This window comes from Paenibacillus sp. FSL L8-0333, assembly GCF_037965665.1.
GTDB lineage: Bacteria > Bacillota > Bacilli > Paenibacillales > Paenibacillaceae > Paenibacillus_AQ > Paenibacillus_AQ odorifer.
Window position 1 is genome coordinate 4,001,712 of record NZ_CP150186.1, and the last position, 18,388, is coordinate 4,020,099.

16 protein-coding genes are annotated in these 18,388 nt (G+C 44.4%); 2 read left to right on the forward strand and 14 right to left on the reverse strand.

Annotated features, from left to right (window positions below; genetic code table 11):
- Positions 1-23: 23 nt before the first annotated feature.
- The 3 genes from NYE72_RS17830 to tyrS form a co-directional block, all read right to left on the reverse strand.
- Positions 24-1,268 carry an anaerobic sulfatase maturase gene (locus NYE72_RS17830; protein ID WP_339210145.1) on the reverse strand — a complete coding sequence of 415 codons (1,245 nt, stop codon included), beginning with the start codon at positions 1,266-1,268 and terminating at the stop codon, positions 24-26.
- 224 nt (positions 1,269-1,492) lie between these two features.
- Positions 1,493-1,780 carry a hypothetical protein gene (locus NYE72_RS17835; protein WP_036688213.1) on the reverse strand — a complete coding sequence of 96 codons (288 nt, stop codon included), beginning with the start codon at positions 1,778-1,780 and terminating at the stop codon, positions 1,493-1,495.
- A 205-nt stretch (positions 1,781-1,985) separates the two neighbouring features.
- Positions 1,986-3,245 carry a tyrosine--tRNA ligase gene (gene tyrS / locus NYE72_RS17840; protein ID WP_036688216.1) on the reverse strand — a complete coding sequence of 420 codons (1,260 nt, stop codon included), beginning with the start codon at positions 3,243-3,245 and terminating at the stop codon, positions 1,986-1,988.
- 569 nt (positions 3,246-3,814) lie between these two features.
- On the opposite strand from tyrS, the gene NYE72_RS17845 reads away from it, so the two are divergent.
- On the forward strand, positions 3,815-4,261 hold the full coding sequence (locus NYE72_RS17845) for an Lrp/AsnC family transcriptional regulator (protein ID WP_038571749.1): 447 nt from the start codon (positions 3,815-3,817) through the stop codon (positions 4,259-4,261).
- A 78-nt stretch (positions 4,262-4,339) separates the two neighbouring features.
- On the opposite strand, the gene NYE72_RS17850 is transcribed toward NYE72_RS17845, so the two are convergent.
- The 6 genes from NYE72_RS17850 to NYE72_RS17875 all read right to left on the reverse strand — a co-directional run bounded on the left by NYE72_RS17850 (position 4,340) and on the right by NYE72_RS17875 (position 11,781).
- The gene (locus tag NYE72_RS17850) at positions 4,340-5,890 is read right to left on the reverse strand and encodes an acetamidase/formamidase family protein (protein ID WP_339210147.1); all 1,551 of its coding nucleotides are present in this window, start codon (positions 5,888-5,890) and stop codon (positions 4,340-4,342) included.
- Between the two features lie 239 nt (positions 5,891-6,129).
- A complete protein-coding gene (locus tag NYE72_RS17855; RefSeq protein ID WP_339210149.1) occupies positions 6,130-6,942 on the reverse strand; it encodes a DNA alkylation repair protein in 813 nt (270 codons plus the stop codon).
- Positions 6,943-7,050: 108 nt separating this feature from the next.
- Entirely contained in the window at positions 7,051-7,734 is a 684-nt protein-coding gene (locus NYE72_RS17860) for a Crp/Fnr family transcriptional regulator (RefSeq protein ID WP_339210151.1), read from the reverse strand.
- 82 nt (positions 7,735-7,816) lie between these two features.
- Complete coding sequence (locus tag NYE72_RS17865) at positions 7,817-8,872, reverse strand: Atu2307/SP_0267 family LLM class monooxygenase (RefSeq protein WP_036688226.1); 1,056 nt, start codon at positions 8,870-8,872, stop codon at positions 7,817-7,819.
- An 818-nt stretch (positions 8,873-9,690) separates the two neighbouring features.
- On the reverse strand, positions 9,691-10,809 hold the full coding sequence (locus tag NYE72_RS17870; protein WP_339210154.1) for an acyltransferase family protein: 1,119 nt from the start codon (positions 10,807-10,809) through the stop codon (positions 9,691-9,693).
- Between the two features lie 27 nt (positions 10,810-10,836).
- Positions 10,837-11,781 (reverse strand): NAD-dependent epimerase/dehydratase family protein, encoded by a 945-nt coding sequence (locus NYE72_RS17875; RefSeq protein ID WP_339210155.1) that lies wholly within the window; start codon positions 11,779-11,781, stop codon positions 10,837-10,839.
- A gap of 101 nt (positions 11,782-11,882) precedes the next feature.
- On the opposite strand from NYE72_RS17875, the gene NYE72_RS17880 reads away from it, so the two are divergent.
- Complete coding sequence (locus NYE72_RS17880; RefSeq protein WP_036688232.1) at positions 11,883-13,529, forward strand: glycosyl hydrolase family 28-related protein; 1,647 nt, start codon at positions 11,883-11,885, stop codon at positions 13,527-13,529.
- A 6-nt stretch (positions 13,530-13,535) separates the two neighbouring features.
- On the opposite strand, the gene NYE72_RS17885 is transcribed toward NYE72_RS17880, so the two are convergent.
- The 5 genes from NYE72_RS17885 to NYE72_RS17905 are packed head-to-tail and all read right to left on the reverse strand — an operon-like array spanning position 13,536 to position 18,388.
- Positions 13,536-14,702 (reverse strand): DegT/DnrJ/EryC1/StrS family aminotransferase, encoded by a 1,167-nt coding sequence (locus tag NYE72_RS17885; RefSeq protein ID WP_036688235.1) that lies wholly within the window; start codon positions 14,700-14,702, stop codon positions 13,536-13,538.
- Positions 14,699-15,832 (reverse strand): GNAT family N-acetyltransferase, encoded by a 1,134-nt coding sequence (locus tag NYE72_RS17890; protein ID WP_076098956.1) that lies wholly within the window; start codon positions 15,830-15,832, stop codon positions 14,699-14,701. Before NYE72_RS17890 ends, NYE72_RS17885 begins: the two co-directional genes overlap by 4 nt.
- Positions 15,825-16,622, reverse strand: coding sequence for a GNAT family N-acetyltransferase (locus NYE72_RS17895; RefSeq protein WP_076098955.1), 798 nt, complete (start codon positions 16,620-16,622; stop codon positions 15,825-15,827). Before NYE72_RS17895 ends, NYE72_RS17890 begins: the two co-directional genes overlap by 8 nt.
- Positions 16,619-17,245, reverse strand: coding sequence for a sugar transferase (locus NYE72_RS17900; RefSeq protein WP_076146449.1), 627 nt, complete (start codon positions 17,243-17,245; stop codon positions 16,619-16,621). Before NYE72_RS17900 ends, NYE72_RS17895 begins: the two co-directional genes overlap by 4 nt.
- Positions 17,246-17,269: 24 nt before the next feature.
- The gene (locus NYE72_RS17905; protein ID WP_339210157.1) at positions 17,270-18,388 is read right to left on the reverse strand and encodes an LCP family protein; all 1,119 of its coding nucleotides are present in this window, start codon (positions 18,386-18,388) and stop codon (positions 17,270-17,272) included.

The following is an 18,388-nucleotide window of genomic DNA, read 5'->3' on the forward strand; positions in this document are numbered from 1 at the left end:
GGGACAACCTTATCTAGTCAAAGCTATAATGCCTGACAGCAATTTTTGAATTTCTTCCCGCTTCCGCAGAGACATGGATCATTTCGACCTGGAAGTGGTTTTGCACTTTTCCTGTACTCCAGCATCCGCTCCGATCTAAGTCGGTTCGCCAGTAATAACATGCGTTCATAGGCGTGTGAGTAGAACATTTTGTAACTATGGCAGAAATAATCAACCTCAGTCCGATCATTAACATCAAGCCAATTCCGGTTGCGCGGACATCCCCCATTGCAAAAGCTAAGGTACTCACACTTATAGCATGATTCATTCATATTGGGCTTCATTAACAAAAAATCATCATATACTGGGCTGGTTAGCAGCGCTTTCAGGTCAGTTTGGCCGATATTTCCTAGCCTATGCTCTTCATCAATAAAGAAATCGCAAGGGTAGGCATCCCCGTTCGTTTCAAGCACCATCATCTTCGGGCAACATGAGTTGTGAACGCATAACTCTGCCTCACGATGCATGAATACAAGAAGCATATTCTCAAAAATACGAATAGGAAGCTCTGGATACCCACCGTTGTACCAAAGGTCAAATGTACGGCATAAAAAGACTCCGTATTGTTCAGGTGTAATTCGGAAACGTCCCGCTACATCACTTTTCTGAGAAACAAAATCCATGCAGGGGATAAACTGAATATTCGGAAAGGTATGTTCTAGATAAAATGCCATCAACTCCTCTGGTTTCGTCACGTTATCTTCATGAATCACCGTCAGAATACTATACTCCACACCCTCATTCTGTAAATGACGAATCCCACGCATAACTAGATTATAACTGCCTTTCCCCGAACCCGTTACACGATGAGCATCATGAATAGGCTCTGGGCCATCCAGACTAATCCCAACCAAAAAGTTATACCGTTTTAAAAATTTCGCCCATTTCTCATGGATAAGCGTTCCATTGGTCTGCAGTGCATTACTGATCATCGTATGAGGCGGAGCGTACTTAGCTTGAAATGAAATCACTTGTTCAAAATACGAAAGTCCGGCCAATAATGGCTCCCCACCCTGCCAAGAGAAAGTCGCTATCCCTGATGATCTTTTCATGTACTGAGCGATAAACCGCTCCAGAAGCTCCGTATCCATCACCCGGATCGGTTGCTGAGGATGTCCCCCGGCTGTACTGTAATAGCAATAATCACAGGCTAGATTACAATCCTCTGAGACGGTTTTCCACATGACATGAAGGGTCTCCTGCTTAGAGGTTTGTATACATGCAGTCATACGATTCTGCCCCTCCTATGTAATACTATCTTTGTAGAACCTAATTCCTATTTGTTCAATTAAATCATAGATCTGCAAGTCAACGATGAGTAAAACATCATAGCTGGTCGAATAACTGGGCATAAAAAAGCTGCACTCCCCATTGTCCGTTGGAACAAAGCAATAAGGGTGTGCAGTTTCTTTGTGGATGAGTCTAACTAACGGTAGTTAGAGACTAAGTCTTATTAATTACGGACGTATTCTCTATTTGCTGTTTCCAACATGGATTTCCAATCCGCAAACTTCGTCTCCCTAACAACATGACGATCAAAGAGTTCATCAGGTATGTCAGCAACATCTTCTTCTGTCTTTACTTGAAAGTTCCCTTTGGTTACAAACTCATCGAAACTTTTGTAATTGGAATACTTACTCATAAACGCTTCATTAAACAATTTCTCGAAAGAGATGTGATTGGGATCTTCTTGATACGTTTTCTGTCCTTGTAACTCATTCATCAATTCTTCCATGGTCATTGGTTTTTGTCTTCTCAAATTACCACTCCTAATTTTCTGTTATAGTTGTAGAATATCATGTTAATCCATAAATCACACGAATCCTAAGCTTACCATAATTTTGACGATTTCACCTTTCAAATTTCACTTAATATGCAAATAGTCGGCCTCTATACTTAAAATACAACAAAAAACCTTCCTTATTCATAAGGAAGGCTTCTTATTATTAGGACAATTTCACCAGGCTGTAGTTTTTCTTACCCTTACGGATAATGATAAAACGTCCGCCGATGGCTTCGCTGGCTGTAACTTCAAATGCTACATCGCTAACTTTTTCACCGTTCATGGAAATTGCGCCTTTGGTGATGTCTTCACGCGCTTGACGTTTGGATGGCTCAATTCCTAGATCTACCAGCCACTCCACGATATTTTTGGACTCCAATGTCGTTTCGTAGGTCGGCATTTCCTTGAAGCCTTGCTCGATCTCGTCAGCGGTCAGAGATTTAATATCTCCACTGAACAGAGCGGCAGTAATGCGTTTAGCCTGCTCCAGCAATTCCTCACCATGCACGAATCTGGTCATTTCTTCAGCCAGTGTTATTTGCGCTTCACGTTTATGCGGTTCGGTTTGCACCTTTTCTGCTAGTGCATCAATTTGCTCTTTAGAGAGGAATGTAAAGTACTTCAGGTATTTCACAACATCACGGTCATCTGTATTTGCCCAGAACTGGTAGAATTCAAAAGCTGTCGTTTTGTTCGGATCCAACCAAATGGCTCCACCAGCTGTTTTACCGAATTTTGTACCATCGGCTTTCAGCATAAGCGGGATGGTAAGTCCGAATGCCACCGCTTCAGAACCTTCTTTTTTACGAATCAGATCTAAGCCACTTGTGATGTTCCCCCATTGGTCAGAACCACCGATTTGCAGCTGCACATCTTCATGCTGGAACAGGTGCAGGTAGTCCAGGGATTGCAGGATTTGGTAGGAGAATTCCGTAAAGGAAATTCCGCTGTCCAATCTGCTCGCTACAACATCCTTGGCAAGCATCGAATTGATACTGAAGTTTTTACCATAGTCACGCAAAAATTCGATAACATTGATTTTATGCGTCCAATCGTAGTTGTTCACCATGCGGATTTGATTGTCGCCATCAGTCACGAACAATTTTTTCATTTGTGCTGTAAGTGCATCAACGTTGGCTTGGACTTGCTCCAGCGTTTGCAAAGAGCGCTCGGATTGACGTCCACTTGGATCACCGATCGTTCCCGTAGCCCCACCAATTAGAATAACCGGACGATGTCCTGCCAGCTGGAATCTTTTGAGCACCATGAACGGAATCAAGTGGCCAATATGCATACTGTCACCAGTTGGATCTACACCGCAGTACAGAGATACCGATTTTTGATTGGTCAGTTCTCTAAGCCCTTCGGCATCTGTTTGTTGATTGATGGCATCGCGCCATTCTAGTTCGTCGATAATATTCATTGCCTTACACCCCTCAAAATTAGTAGTTATCCTATAATGAAACATCAGTCCGCCAAGCGGAAACGGCTTTGCCCTCCTGATTAGGACGGTACCGTTTCAGCGAGAAATATAAGGATCATTGATGAAGTGAACCATATAAATCCTTATATTTAAAAACAAAAAAATCGTCCCCTTGTCTATTGTAGACATAGGGACGATTGAATAACCGTGTTACCACCCAGATTGCACCCATGAAACGCTTATGCTCAAGCATACCATTGATACCACTCTTGACGAGATATCGTTCGCCATTCCGCTCGGTGTTACCCGAGATACTCCAAAGTGTAATTCGCAAGCTTAGTGTGTACCGGGTTTCATCAACCCCCGGCTTTCTGGAACAGGGACTAAGTTACTACTGGGCTCCTTCAACGTATATCGTATATAAGATTACAGCCAGTATAGTGAAATAATTCTTTTATGTCAACTATCTTCAGCAGAGAATGCCGTCACACACTTCTACTGTAAAGCGCTACTAGGCATTTCCACTTTTTTTCTGATACAATTACGAAAAAAGAGGTGAACGAATCCGCATGCTAGATCCTATCGATAACCATATTTTGATGCGGCTGGCCCAAAACAGCAGAATTTCCTATACTGATCTAGCTAAAGAAGTCAGTTTATCAAGTGTCGCGGTGAAAGACCGTATTGATCGGCTAGTCAATCAAGGGATTATTGAACAGTTCTCGATTGTCATCAGTGCCGAAAAGTTAGGAAAGAAAATCTCCGCCTACCTGGAACTTGAAGTAGAACCTGCTCATTTGAATCATATCGTCGACGTATTAAAAGAAAACGAACGTGTAGCTGTATTATACGAAATGACAGGACCTTGTATTCTGCATATTCACATCTTAGTTGAGAATCTTGAAGAGATGGAACGGTTTATGCATGAATCAATCTATTGTCTGGATGGACTGGTACGTGTAGAAAACCAAATTTTATTGAAACGCCACAAAAATCAAGACGGCTTAAATATATAAGAAAAAGAACCGCCTATAAAGACGGTTCTTTTCTCATCTGGATTTTTATTAGAATTATCAAATAATTGCTATTTCGTCCTACTCTGTCTTAGCCAGCTTAGCTTTATAAAAGTTCACGAAATATTCGCTGACCACAACCTTCTCATTCACAACACTTAATGGGGCTACAAGCTTCACTGTCTCTCCGTTGTAAATTCCCGTTGTCGCTCCAACCTTCATCTCCAGTACATTGCCATTGTAGCTCAGCGTAACTGTCTTAGTGGCTGGCTGCCAGCCAACCTTTGCTCCAAAGTTCTCAAAGCTGCTCCGTAAAACCACGGGCTTGCGCTCGGAATCGCCGAATTGACCTTTATCAATTAAGGCGTGAACGCCCCAGTTTCCATCCACCACTTGTGTAATTCCAAAATCAGCTGACACCGACATCAGAGAGTACGCTTCATCTTCGCTCAATTCCATTCCAGCCATTAAAAAATCTTTTGTTTTATGAGCGGCATCCTTCATTGCTTTGTCGATGGACGAGTTGTTGAAGATATCCGTCTGAGCACTAGCCCCCAGCTCCTCCAAATAATTGGCGTAGCTGAATCCATGCACGACCCACTCGTTCTCATTTTCAAGTAATGGGAAGTTTAAACCTTTCAGCTTGTTGTTAAGCGATGTTTTTTTATGAAGAATAACTTGTATATCCCCAGTGACCGATGTCTCAATCGCAGTACCGTTAATCTCCGAATCGCCTTGACCGGCATGCGGGTCACCGATCGACAGTAGTGCACCAGCTACGGATACAGGATAATACATCGTTGCACCTTCGGTAATCCGCCAATCATCTACGTTACCGCCGTTGTAAGAAGGTGGAACGGAGTCAACAACATCCGCTTCTTTCGGCGCCACACCCATTGTACCAAAGTGGAGACGCACCGGAATTTTCACACCTTTTAGCACACCGAAATTCTTATCAATCGTTTTATGGTCAACGATAACACCCGGGTAGTCAATTGTCGGGTGCACTTGACCATCCGGATCGGTTTGCACAGACCATTTGTAGTTATATACAGCTGTTGCATAATCTGTTCCACCCTCCGTATCCATCTCATAGATGGTTACTACCTCACGCTTTTTCGGCTCCTCCACCATATCTCCGTATAGATAACCCCAGTTCGCCGCGGCATTCACGCCATATGTTTTTCCAGCGTATTGTTCATTTCCATTAGGTCTCAGCTTCATGTCCAGAATCTTCACTTCCAGCACATCCCCTGGTTCAGCACCTTCTACTGCGATGGGACCCGTCATAATATGTACGCCTGGCCCGCGGAGCGCTTCGTTCTTCTCCCCTTCAATCCAGTGGAAAATATCCTCCACTCCCGCATCTCCTTTAATCATCCGCTCGTAATCATCACCAGAGTGATGTGTAATAGCCTCAACCGTTACGATGTCTCCCGAATGTACAGTCAGAGCTGGATCTCCCTTACCAATATTCCCCCATCGAACAGTCTCCGAATTCGCCTTCAGAACATGGGTTTTTGGCTTATACGCATCATTCGATGTGTTAGCATACATGACACTGGATAACGAATTCACCACTAAAAACATGGATAACGTGACGCCTACATTACGAATTATTTGTTTTTTCATACGAAAATCCTCCATTCCTTTAATTAGTGTTAGTTTTTATAACATTCGGTGTTTCTGAGTATAACAGATGACCTGAGGATTAACAATATAAATATTTTCACGAAGTTTGGTTTAAATAATAAATAGGAAGTAGTCTTTCTCTTGAATTATCCAAGTTAACTCCATAATAAAAAACGCCAACACATATTAGTCCATAGTGTTTGGCGTTTGAATATCCACTCTAAAGTGATGCACTAATTTCATTTTTGATCAGTAATACTTCTTGTTGCCCGGGTTACAATCCGCTTTGTTTCCTTGGTACCCGATAGGTTCAACCAATCGTCACAAATTTGTTGTACCCATGCCGGATTGCTTTTGCTAGCATCATTTAACCAATTGCTTACAGATTCCTGAACGTATTTTGCCGGATCAGAGTTAAGCGGTTCTAATAGCGGAAGGGCAATCGCTGGATTTTCTTTGAGCGCTGTAATATGCTTTGCCCATACCCCATGTGGGCGCGTCAATTCGACCGCAAATCTCCTAATATTCGCGTCCTGGTCATGAACCCAAACCTTTAACAATTCAATGGACGCTTCCAGCTCGGCAATGACTGATTCCCTCAAAGCCATCCAAGAAATCTCACGCACCCCAAAATGACCATCCGCTGCAAAAGGACGGATTGCTGTTAGTTTTTGAACTAGACTCCATTGATGATTCTGGCCCACGATATAAGCAGCCCAGCAGCGAACACTATCGGAGTTATGATGAGCTAACACAGCAAATAGTCGGGAACGTTCCAGCTCTGATTTATAGTCAAATAGAAGCTGCCACTCACGTGAAATCACCGGGATGAGCTTCATGATTTTCTTTACCGATAACGCATTCAGCCTTTGTAAAATTGGTTTAGCTTCCTGTTCAAAACCTAGCTCATTCAGTACATTTTCCAACAATACAAGATGATCCACAGCAAGCCATTCCGTTAAATTCACGCTCTGTAAATATCCTTTATTCAGCAGTTCTACAATCTCAACGGGAATTTCAGTAACCTTCCGAGCGCCCTTCCTGTGTTCCATGGAAATCGTCCCTTCACTATGATTTGAAAGCTTAAATCACCTTCATGTCATAGCTAGGATACCGTTGTTTCTAAAAATGAAGCTGTAATCTCGTTTACAACTCGATAGCTATGTTATATTTCTTTCCAAAATCTTGTCTCGCTGAACATAGATAGTTCTGAACCCTGTCTGAATAACTTCCGCTTTCACCAATTCTTGTAATGCCACTGTTACAGCTTCTCTGCTGGCTCCAATTAAATTAGCGATTTCTTGATGCGATAGAGGAACATTAATTTTGTAACAATTATCCTTATGCTCAACCCCATGCTGATCCGCCAGCTTTAAAAGAACACACAATATTTTATCATGCAGATTTCCAATGGCTAGATTTTGAGTTAACTGACTCATACTTTTTATGCGGTCGCTCAATACTTGCAATAATGACATCATAAACCTAGGCCGGTGAGAGATGAATTCTTCAAACCTTCCAGGATCAATTGTGCAGATATGGCTTTCCTCAATCGTTTCAATATAATGTTCCTTCGTTCCAAAAGAAATCACACCCATTTCACCAAAAACATTGCCTTCATTAAGGATATCCGATGTAAATTGCTTACCGTTTGCATTTAATTGGTATAAACGAACCTTCCCTTTTTTCACAAAAAACAGTCCTTCAGAAAAGGTTGACGGTGTTTGGATATATGTATTTTTGGGGACTACTGTTATTCGCGTTAATTCTTCCATTTCAATTAGATCTTCCAGTCCTAACGATTGAAGCAAATTGAATTGAGATAAATAATGAATTTTATCCATTGCCCCTCCTGTATAAAACGTTATTCATTTCTTCAGTATACCTTACAAAAAAAGCCACGTCCTAAGGACGCAGCTTACTAAATTACCGATTACTTGCTTCCCAGCGCGCTACTTCTTCCCGAACACGTGGGGCCACTTCGGTGCCCAGCAGTCTAATCGCCTGCATAACATCCTCATGAGGCATCGTGCCGTGCGGCACATGTAAAAAGAATCGCGTAATTCCCACATGCTTGCGCAGATGAATGATTTTATTAGCAACAGTTTCTGGATCACCTACGTAAAGGGCGCCATCTAAGCTGCACGCTGCATCATAATCTGCACGATGGTACGGAGGTGTTCCTTTTTCCTTCGCCCGCACATTGGTCCGGGCATGCGTTGAAGGGAAAAATTTCTCCAGCGCTAACTGATTAGTCTCCGCTATGAACCCGTGTGAATGCGAAGCGATTGGATATTTTGAAATATCACGCCCGGCTTCAGCTGCTGCTTTTTTGTAAAGCTGCACATGTGACGCATAATCCAGCGGTAGAACATTCCCTATAATCGCTAAAACAAAAGGCAAACCTAGTGATCCTGTGCGGATCGCAGACTCTGGACTTCCTGCACTCCCGATCCAAATCGGTAAAGGATCTTGAACCGGACGCGGGTAAATCCCCAAATTTTCTATAGCTGCTCGGTGTTTGCCTTTCCAGGTCACTTTTTCTGACTTTTGGATGGCTAATAACAATTCCAGCTTCTCATTGAACAGTTCTTCATAATCCTTCAGATCATATCCGAATAGAGGAAAAGACTCTGTAAACGAACCCCGGCCGATCATAATCTCCGCACGTCCGTTCGAAATTCCATCCAGCGTTGCAAAGTCCTGAAACACACGCACCGGATCGGCTGAAGACAGGATCATTACAGCACTGCTCAACCGGATCTTAGTAGTCAACGAAGCAGCTGCAGCCAGTACAACCGCAGGTGAAGATGCCGCATAATCATGCCGATGATGCTCACCTACTCCGTATACATCTAATCCCACCTCTTCGGCAAGTACAATTTCCTCCACTACTTCACGTAGTCGTTCTGCATGACTTATTGTCTCACCCGTTTGGACATCAGGTGTGGTCTCGACAAATGTGCTTACTCCAAGTTCCACTATTCATTTCCTCCTAATATTCTGCACGATGCATTATTCTCTGGATGTAAAAAACCATAAAGGGACTACCTAATTATTCTAACTAATTTAGTTCCCTTCGACTATAATCGAAGTTCATCTAATTAGATCCCCCTCACTATAGATCGGACTGAGGCGCCGTTATTTTAATAATTTCATTCATTTTGCTAAATTATCGGACTTAGATGCAGCTATTCGTGTAAAGTAGCTTCCATAATGTGTGTTTTTATGGAAATAAGCGCAATACAGTCCGAAACTATCGTAAAATCAACTAAAAAGTGAAAATAGCTGCAATACGGTCCGAACAAACAAAACCTCGTGTGAACTGACTACAATACAACAATTATACTGGGACTTTGCCGCCAATGTGCCAGAGTGTAGCTAATGTTAGGTAACGACGAAGTTAGTTTAATTGCATCTACCGCAAACGCACAGTGTAGCTAATGCGAGGTTACGACGAAGTTTGTTTAATTGTATTTTGTGCAACTATATACGCTTTGAAGGTAGCCTTTGTGGATTTAGTTGCACTCTGTACACTTAAATACGAGCATTTGCCTCAATATGGCGGGATTCTAGAATAATAGTTGTAAAATATGCAATTAAACTGCCCCAAAGCTGCGAGCATAAGAGCTTAATTGTACTTTTTACAACTATTTTGCTTTTTTAATGAGAATTGAGAGGATGCTGCTAGTGCGATGTAATTAGCAATGTAATTAGCGAAGTAATCGCAATAAATGCAAAAACAAAAAAAGACCACTAATCACCTAAACACAGACGATTAGCGGCCGGTCAAGTTCAAGCTAGTTTGCATTCCCAATACTCGGAGTTATCGGCTTATCCAGCGATTTCGGTGGTTTGCTTGGGTTTATCCCTACACCGATCCGACCGAATACATACGCTCCGCCAGGAATTCGATTCGCTAAATTCATTATAAGTGCCGAGCCTACCACACAACCAACAAATTGCAGCAGAACACTGAATAGCCCAAGGTTTTGCAACCCGAATGAAACTGGAAGCTTGACGAATATAGCCAATAGCAAAGGATGAAGCAAGTATATGCCAAAAGAGTATCTGCTGCTCCATTCCAGTACACGTGGCACTTTCTTCATTTTCGATGCCACGGAGAAGAGCAGCAAAATCATGCTTAAGGCGAATAGAAGCATATCAATTCTTTTGGAGCTATGCGCCGTTATCCAGCCTTGACTATTCACGAACAGCACAAGCGCACCTGTCAGAACCGGGAGCGTGTATACCGCTATGCGGAACTTTTTTAATTTTTCCCGGAACCACAGCTCATTTCGTCCCAAGTAATAGGCTACTGTAAAGTAAAAAATCCAACCAGGTGCGAAAATCCAGTACATTTTATCCCAGAAATAATGGGCGGCAGCCGTATCTGCGGGCGTAGTAAAGTTGAAGAAACCCAAATAGATAACGTTAATAAGGAACGATACGATTAGAATAGTGCGGGGGTTAAGCCGCTTCGCATACGTCTGAAACCAGAGGAATAAAGCATAAAACTGAAAGATAATCAGTATAAAATAGCCATGGAAATCTCCAATCAGCAAATGACGCCAGAGGTAATACCAAAAAGCCTGCAGCAAAGGAATGCCGTCACTACCCGACATCTCCAATCCTTTTAGTCCTGCATACAAGGTCCCGAAAAAAAAGTAAGGCAATAAAATATACTTGATTCTTTTCTCCCAAAATCTCGCTGGAATTTCATTGGGATAGGCAAATGACAACACGAATTGGGAGATAAATACGAATACAGGTGTGCCAAACGTTAGCAGTAAACCCACCGATTCTACCCAAGGTGTATTTCCATCGTCATAAACCCGATAAAGAGCATGCAGCAGGGCTATACTTAAGCAGGCTACACTACGAAGAACGAACATTTCCGAGTTCATTTTGCGTTCCATGCGGAGTGCCCCTTTCAATGGGTGCTTTTAATGATCTACTGCGCTTCCTACACTTAAGCGGTCAGTTATTGTTTTTTCCAGCCCGGTATGAAAGGTATGGTTAGGGAACCAAGACAATAATTCCTGGGCTTTTTGATTGTTTAAATAGCTATGGAGAATATCCTCCGGACGAGGCTCCGCATAGGTTGTCAGGAAATCCCGACCCGTGATGTCCCCTAATATCCGAACCATCGTATTTATCGAGGTTGGTATTCCGCAGCTAATATTCATCGTCTCATTATTCACTCTGCCGTCGGTCTGAACCGCATCAACGAACGCTTGCGCCACATCCTCCACATAGACGAAATCTCTAGTCTGCTCACCGTCCCCATAGATAACGAGATCCTCCCCTTGCTTTATACGATCCAGAAAAACGGAAACAACGCCAGCTTCCCCATGTGAACTTTGCCTTGGCCCATATACATTAGCGAGACGCAGTATCGTATATTTCAGCCCATGTAAGCTGGCAAACATCCGAATATATGACTCTGGTACACTTTTGGATACACCATAGCAGGACTCGGGATTTAAGGGGTGCTGCTCATCAATGCTCAAATATTTCGGGTTCCCGTAAACCGCTGCCGATGAGGCATAAACTAGCTTTTGAACCTGATGGATCTCGCACATGCGCAGTACATTCAGCGTGCCAACAATATTCACATTCGCATCAAATAACGGGTTCCGCTGTGATTCTCTGACGTCGATCTGTGCAGCCAGATGAATGACTGCATTTGGTTTTTCAAGGTTAAACACTTCATGCAAAGTCTCATCCCGAATATCGTACTTATACAGAACCGCAGCAGGATTCATATAAGTCAGACCGGAGGCTCCGGATACATTATCTACAATCACAGTTTCTATGCCCTTTTTTATTAGCCGATCAACCACATGGGACCCAATAAAGCCTAACCCCCCAGTTACCAATACCTTCAAAATAAAAAACTCCTTTCGCCCGCTAAGAGTGATCTTTGTACCGTGCATTCCCCGAAAAATTCACATAAAATACAAAATCAAAGTATAAAGGAGTGAAGTATATGGCTACTGCCCCTATTCCAGACAGCTCGGTGACTACGTCCATCCTTTCTGATGGTGCGGTCACATCTATTAAATTAGACCCTGAGACTAACGGTTATGTGAACGTCCGATCGTACGGCGCTGTAGGAAACGGTATCAAGGACGATACAGTAGCGATTCAAAATGCTATCAATGCGGGAAACGCCAAAAACAAAGTAGTAATCTTTCCTCCTGGTGTATATAAGGTATCTTCGGGACGCATGCGTAACCCCTCCGTCCTCGACTGGTGGTGTCTTCGAATTCCGGCCAAAACGAATTTAAGCTTTGAAGCCGGCTCCAAACTTGTGCTTGCCCCGAATCCACCCTCAGACACTAGGGTTCTAGTCATCTTAAATGCCTCAAATATTACAATCGCGGGCACCCTTGAAATTGATGGAAGTGCATCGACTGTTAAAACAGCCGTCAACGATCAGCTTCACGGCTTGTTCATATCTTCTTCGCAAAATATAACGATAGAGTCAGTGTACTCTCACGATTGCTATGGAGATAATATCTTCATTGGGGGGACAGAAGAAATCCCCTCCGTTAATGTGCACATCGGATATGCACGCTGTGAGACTGCTGGACGAAAGAACTTTGTGGTCCATTTTGTAGACCAGCTTCATGTCAACAGAGCAGTCCTGAATAATAGCCGCGGTGGCGCACCGGGTTTTACTGGCGCTAACTCTCTCGATCTTGAACCCGACGTCTTTAAAGGAACGCGCAGCTTTTATCAGCGATTCGACTCCTTGACTACCATTGGTTTCGGTAACGATCTATCAGCAGGGCTTACAGATGCTATCGCTAGACTCTGGACACTCGACATCGGTTCACTAGATATGCGTGTAAGCGGATCGGTAAGTCCAGCCTTACTGTCCTATGGACTGACGCTGAAAATCAATCATTTGGCTATCCGCTCCACCGATCATAAAGCTAACTTCGGTCTACAGACGATCTATTCACAATTTATTGATATCGCTAGCGCCAAGTTCGATGGCATCGGAGGCCCTGCGATCTATGCAGCGTTTAATGCTGCCGGAGGTAAACCAAGGTTGCATATCGGTTCGTTAGGAATGTACGGCTCGGGTTCCACCTTAGCAAGTGGTGTCCGAATCGACGGGGGAGATCTTTATGTGGGGACGATGGATGCACAGGACTTAACGGGCAGTACTTTGCATTTATTCACAACGGAGTCTGACGTCATGGCTACTGTCGACAATATGATCGTCCGCAATAGCGGAACCAATCAGGTAGTGCTAGTCTCTTCTTACGGTGCAGCTAAACCGTCTCTGCGCCTCAATAATGTAGCTGTGTTCGATACACGGGCAGTGAAAGTAAAGCGAATTCTAGAATTCGAAACACTAATCGGTATGCAAGGCACATCACTAGGTACCTTGTATAATCCTTATTCGCTTCCTGAATGGTTCTCGACCTACGGTAACTTCAAACGGGCCATTCGCCTCACTGGCGGGGCAGTGTTGCCCGCGGTGTTCATAGTGGAGGGTTCGCCCGAGGGAGTCGTAACCGCCCCAGTTGGCAGTCTGGCCATGCGAACGGATGGCACGGCACAAGCCACTTTGTATGTGAAGGAAAGCGGATCAGCTGCCAGCGGATGGAAGGCTAAATAAGATGAATCAACGGTATTGGTTACATGTCTCTATCGCATAAATGACACGTTCCAAATCCTCATCCGATAAAGAGCTTCCAGAAGGCAGGCAGACACCTGTTGAAAATAAGTTATCTGATACACTGTATTCCTCACTGTAAGGATAGTAGTAATTGCTCTCGAACAAGGGTTGTAAATGCAGCGGTTTCCATACAGGCCTAGCTTCGATATTGTGCTGTTCCAGACATGACAGAAGTTGTCGTGAAGAGAACCCCGCCACTTCTTCATCGATGGTCAGCGCACTCAACCAGTGCGTGCTGCGACAATTGCGTGCTTCCGGCATAAAATGAAGACCCGGTATGGAACCTAAACGTTCCCTATATCGCCGGCCAATAGATCTGCGCCGTTCAACCCGCTCTTCAAGCAGTTCTAATTGACCGCGTCCTATAGCTGCCAACAGGTTGCTTAACCGATAGTTGTATCCCATTTCGGAATGTTGATAATGAGGGGCAGTGTCTCGGGCTTGCGTAGACCAGAAGCGCGCCTGTTTTAAGGCTTCGGTATCGTCGGATACGAGCATGCCCCCACCTGAGGTTGTAATAATCTTATTTCCGTTGAAAGAATAGATTCCGAATTGGCCCCAGGTTCCGCTGGCCTTGCCTTGATAGAAAGCACCTAATGATTCGGCAGCATCTTCAATCAAGGTAATTCCATATCGGTCAGCTATTTCTACAATGGGCTCCATATCTGCGCTTTGTCCGTATAAATTGACGACAACAGCCGCTTTTGGCAGCAGTCCTTTGTCATTCAAATCTTGGCAGGCCCGCTGAAAAGCCAGCGGACACATGTTCCAGGTCTCAGGCTCTGAATCGACAAATACGGGGGTGGCCCCCAAATATAAAATAGGATTGGCGCTAGCAACGAACGTGAGCGTTGAACAGATCACGTAATCTCCTTGTGTGACACCGGCTAGACGAAGTGCGAGATGAATCGCCGCCGTGCCAGAGCTTAACGCTAGTGCACCCTTTGATCCTGTGTAGGCGGCCATCTCCCGCTCGAACGCATCGACTTGCGGACCAATAGGAGCAATCCAACCAGAGTGTATCGCCTCCTCCATGTAGACCTGCTCACGTCCACTAATATGCGGCGGGGATAACAAGATTCGTGGCAGAATGCTCGTTTGACGAATGCTCATGCGAAGCTCCTTTCTCCATTTGGACCGATTTCTCCAGATGGAATACATATCATATCGAGATCTGGATGCCGATAGAGCGGAAAGTAACTTCCTGATACTCTAGTGTCACAAAAGGATATGATCCGCTCATACAACTCTGGAAAAAAAATTCGTTTACCTAAGTAATAGTCAAGGGGTTCCAGTTGTGTCGCGAATCTATGCTTGAATTGAAATAAGTCGTCATTCCCCTTATATCCCCCGCCAAGATGAAAACGTTCAAAGCCATTTTCCATCCCCCACTTGGCTGCTGCGTGAATTAGCAATTTGGTAGGTGACCACTGTAGATAGGCGCGATCCCAACCACATAGGTGATAATGCATCCACGGTCGTTCATGTAACACGATGCTGGTTGCCACCGTTTTCTCCCCAACCATAGCTTCGAATAGCTCTACTCTCCCTTCAAGTAGATAACTAGTATCTTCTATAAATTTTTTGGGGAAATAATAAAAAGAATCCGCCTGTAAATCATTTAGTGTTCCGTAATACAATTCACTGAAGGACTCAATACGATCTTTCAGATTGGAATTCCGAATTGTAAAGGGCGCAGACTTTATTTTGTGAATATTCCGTTTATGATTGCTGCCATAATGCCGGATAAGCTCTGCCTCCGAACCCACGTTCAAATCAATATAAATTGTATTTCTATTCCACTCGGTAGTAAGCCCGCTTTGATATTCCGTAGCGTTGCCTATTAAGGGATGAAATCTCACAAACTCAGTCATGATCTTTTTCTCTCTACAGTAATCCGTGAACGTTTCACTGAATTGCCGGTACAGCTCACTTCGTTCGGCTCCTGGAGGGAGATTCGATATCGGTCCCCCGTATCCATAAGGTGTACTAATATCGTACCAATCACCATCAAGCCCCAGTTGGATTACGGCAGGAAGATGGCTTATGGAGCGAAGCAAGTAAGGATACATTATGAGCTGGTCTCCCTGCTTGAATACAAACAGCTCTGCCTGCTGGTGCTCTCCGTCCTCAAACAGCCGAAAAAACGCTGAGGAGAAATAGATATCCTTCGTCTCTAACTGGTTCAAATAGGCATCCCATTCCTCTGAACTAGAGCTGCCTAGCACGATAAAGTTACTCATACAACACCTCTTGATTCTCCAATATTTTGATCATACGTATACTTTCAGTGCTTAAGATTAGCTCGGGGTCTCGCTCACGCAAATAAGCATCTGAAGAAAGCAACAGCAGCCTTTTCTCCCGGTCTAAATCCATTAATACGTCTGTCAAAAGATTGCAGCCACTCCACCCTCCACTTTGCAGCTGGATACGATAATACTGTTCACCTAACCGGCCCACTACTGAAGTCTCTTCCTTCGTTCTAATCTTAAGAGAAGAGAATCCATACTTTTGATGATGTGCTTCTGCCATCGGGTAATCATCTATGATGTACGCCAATGCTTCTCTATCCCTATCAATCGATGGAGCCAAATCTCTTACATACCAGTAAGTACGGCCTTCCTCTGCAAAACCAAGCCGCAAATACCAAGCATGAGCTTGCTCATTCCACGAAAATACATCAAGTGCCAGCTTCGAAATGCCATCCTTTTGGGCTAACGTCTCCCCGTAGGCCATAAGCTTGCCGCCGATGCCGTCTTTTCGATAAGCTGCGTCCACATTCAAGTTATTCAGAACCAGCATCTGCTCCATTCTTCTCCATTCAGCGAATCCAATAAGAAGATCTTCAGAATAGGCACCAATCAGCAGTGTTGCTGAATGGCTTCCGCATTTACATGCTGCTTTCAAATATTCGGGATAACCGCCACAGGCGAATATGGTTTGATTGTAGACCGACTCTGGCAAGTTGCTCTGTAAGAGCCGGCATGCAAGGTGAATATCATCTTCCTGAAGCGGACTAAACCGCAAATTCATGCCGACCCCTCCTTTTGGTTCATTCTGTACTCATCGAGTGGCAGACTATGCTCACCCGGATTGGCCACAACGTCAGCTTGGCGGATCACCTTCAGCACAGTTTTGCATAAGATCAACGCATCTAATCTAAAGCTCAGCTTCTCAACATAGGTAACGTCATAGGAAAGCCGCTGTTTCCATTCCGAAGTATTACGTCCAGATACCTGCGCCAATCCCGTGATTCCGGGTCTTACAGTGAATCGCAGCCGCTCCCGTTCAGAGTAATGCGGGCTATAACGGATGAGCAAAGGTCTTGGTCCGATCAGACTCATTTCTCCCTTCACAACATTCACTAATTGCGGCAGCTCATCCAGACTCAGCTTTCGAATCAATCCGCCGAATTTGATATAACGCCGAGCGTCCGATAACGGCTGGCCCTGCGCATCATACATTTCAGCCATGGTTCGAAACTTGTAGATGTAGAAGGGTCTTTCTCCCATTCCCGGCCGCTGCTGCTTGAACAAAATAGGACTTCCCAACTTTATCCGAATCAGCAACGCCACTACAGCCATGACCGGACTAAACACACCTAACATAAAGATCGCTCCCACCAAATCGAAGCCCCGCTTCATATGGCGATACATGGTAGTCATCCCCCCGCCTTTCTCTTATTCCGTAAAAAGACGTTCTGTGAGTGACTTTACCTCTTCCGAATTAGCACTCCAGTAATACACTTTAGTTCGGACGAGCGGATCTAGAGCAGAGCTGTTATGGCCAGGAATCTGTTCGTAAGCAAAATCCGCGGAATCCATTCCCTTGAATAGCCAAGCTAAGCTCATCAAATCACTGTCACTAAAACTCGTATCAATAATGTCTTTCTTTTCACGCAGTAGCAGTCCAGCTAGATCAGGAATATGCTCCGGACTTAATAGCTTTTTGGCTACAGCCCGAACGATATTGAATTGCTCCCGTTGGCGGCTAAAGTCACCCTCCGGAGTCGAGTAGCGCTCCCTTGCTAAATAAAGCGTGTGGGCACCATCCAGATGCTGCTCACCTTTCTTGATGGTGATCTCCGGAGTGATGGTCACATCCTGATCAATTAGCATATCGATCCCGCCAATCGAATCGATGAAATCACGAACACCGGAGAAGTTCGTCTTGATGTAGTAATGAATAGGAATATTCATAAAATCACTAACGGCTTGAATCAGTGTCAGCGTACCCTGCTGATTCCCACCCTTTGTCTCACCAACGATATGTGCATGATTGATCTTGGTATAACCGACATTCTGCACATAAACCCGCGTGTCCCGCGGCACAGATACGATATTCACCTTCCGTTGATCCGGCATCACATGGGCAACCATGATCGTATCTGCCCGCGAGCTTTCTCCGCCCCAAGTGTCTGTTCCAATTAGCACTACATTAAAGGATGAGCTTTTCTTGTCTGCTGGGGATATCGCCGCAGCTGGAGTTTGTGTAGGCGTTGTTAGGATAAGCTCATCCGTTTGCGCTTGTGGGGCTGGTGTGCTGAGCGACTGTACCATCTCTTCATTGTTCGTAACCACATTAGAGCTAGGGATCGTCAAGGGGTTAAGAATCGCCTTGTTAAAACGATGCTCTGGATTCAATATCCCTCCAATCCAGATCCCCCCAACTACAACCACAACAAGAATAACAATCAGGCTGTATCGTCCCACCCGCCGCATGCGTGAACGTTTACCTGTAATTGGCTTGTCGCGCTTGCCCCATAATCTTGTCCTCCATGAATGCTTAGTCGACTTCAT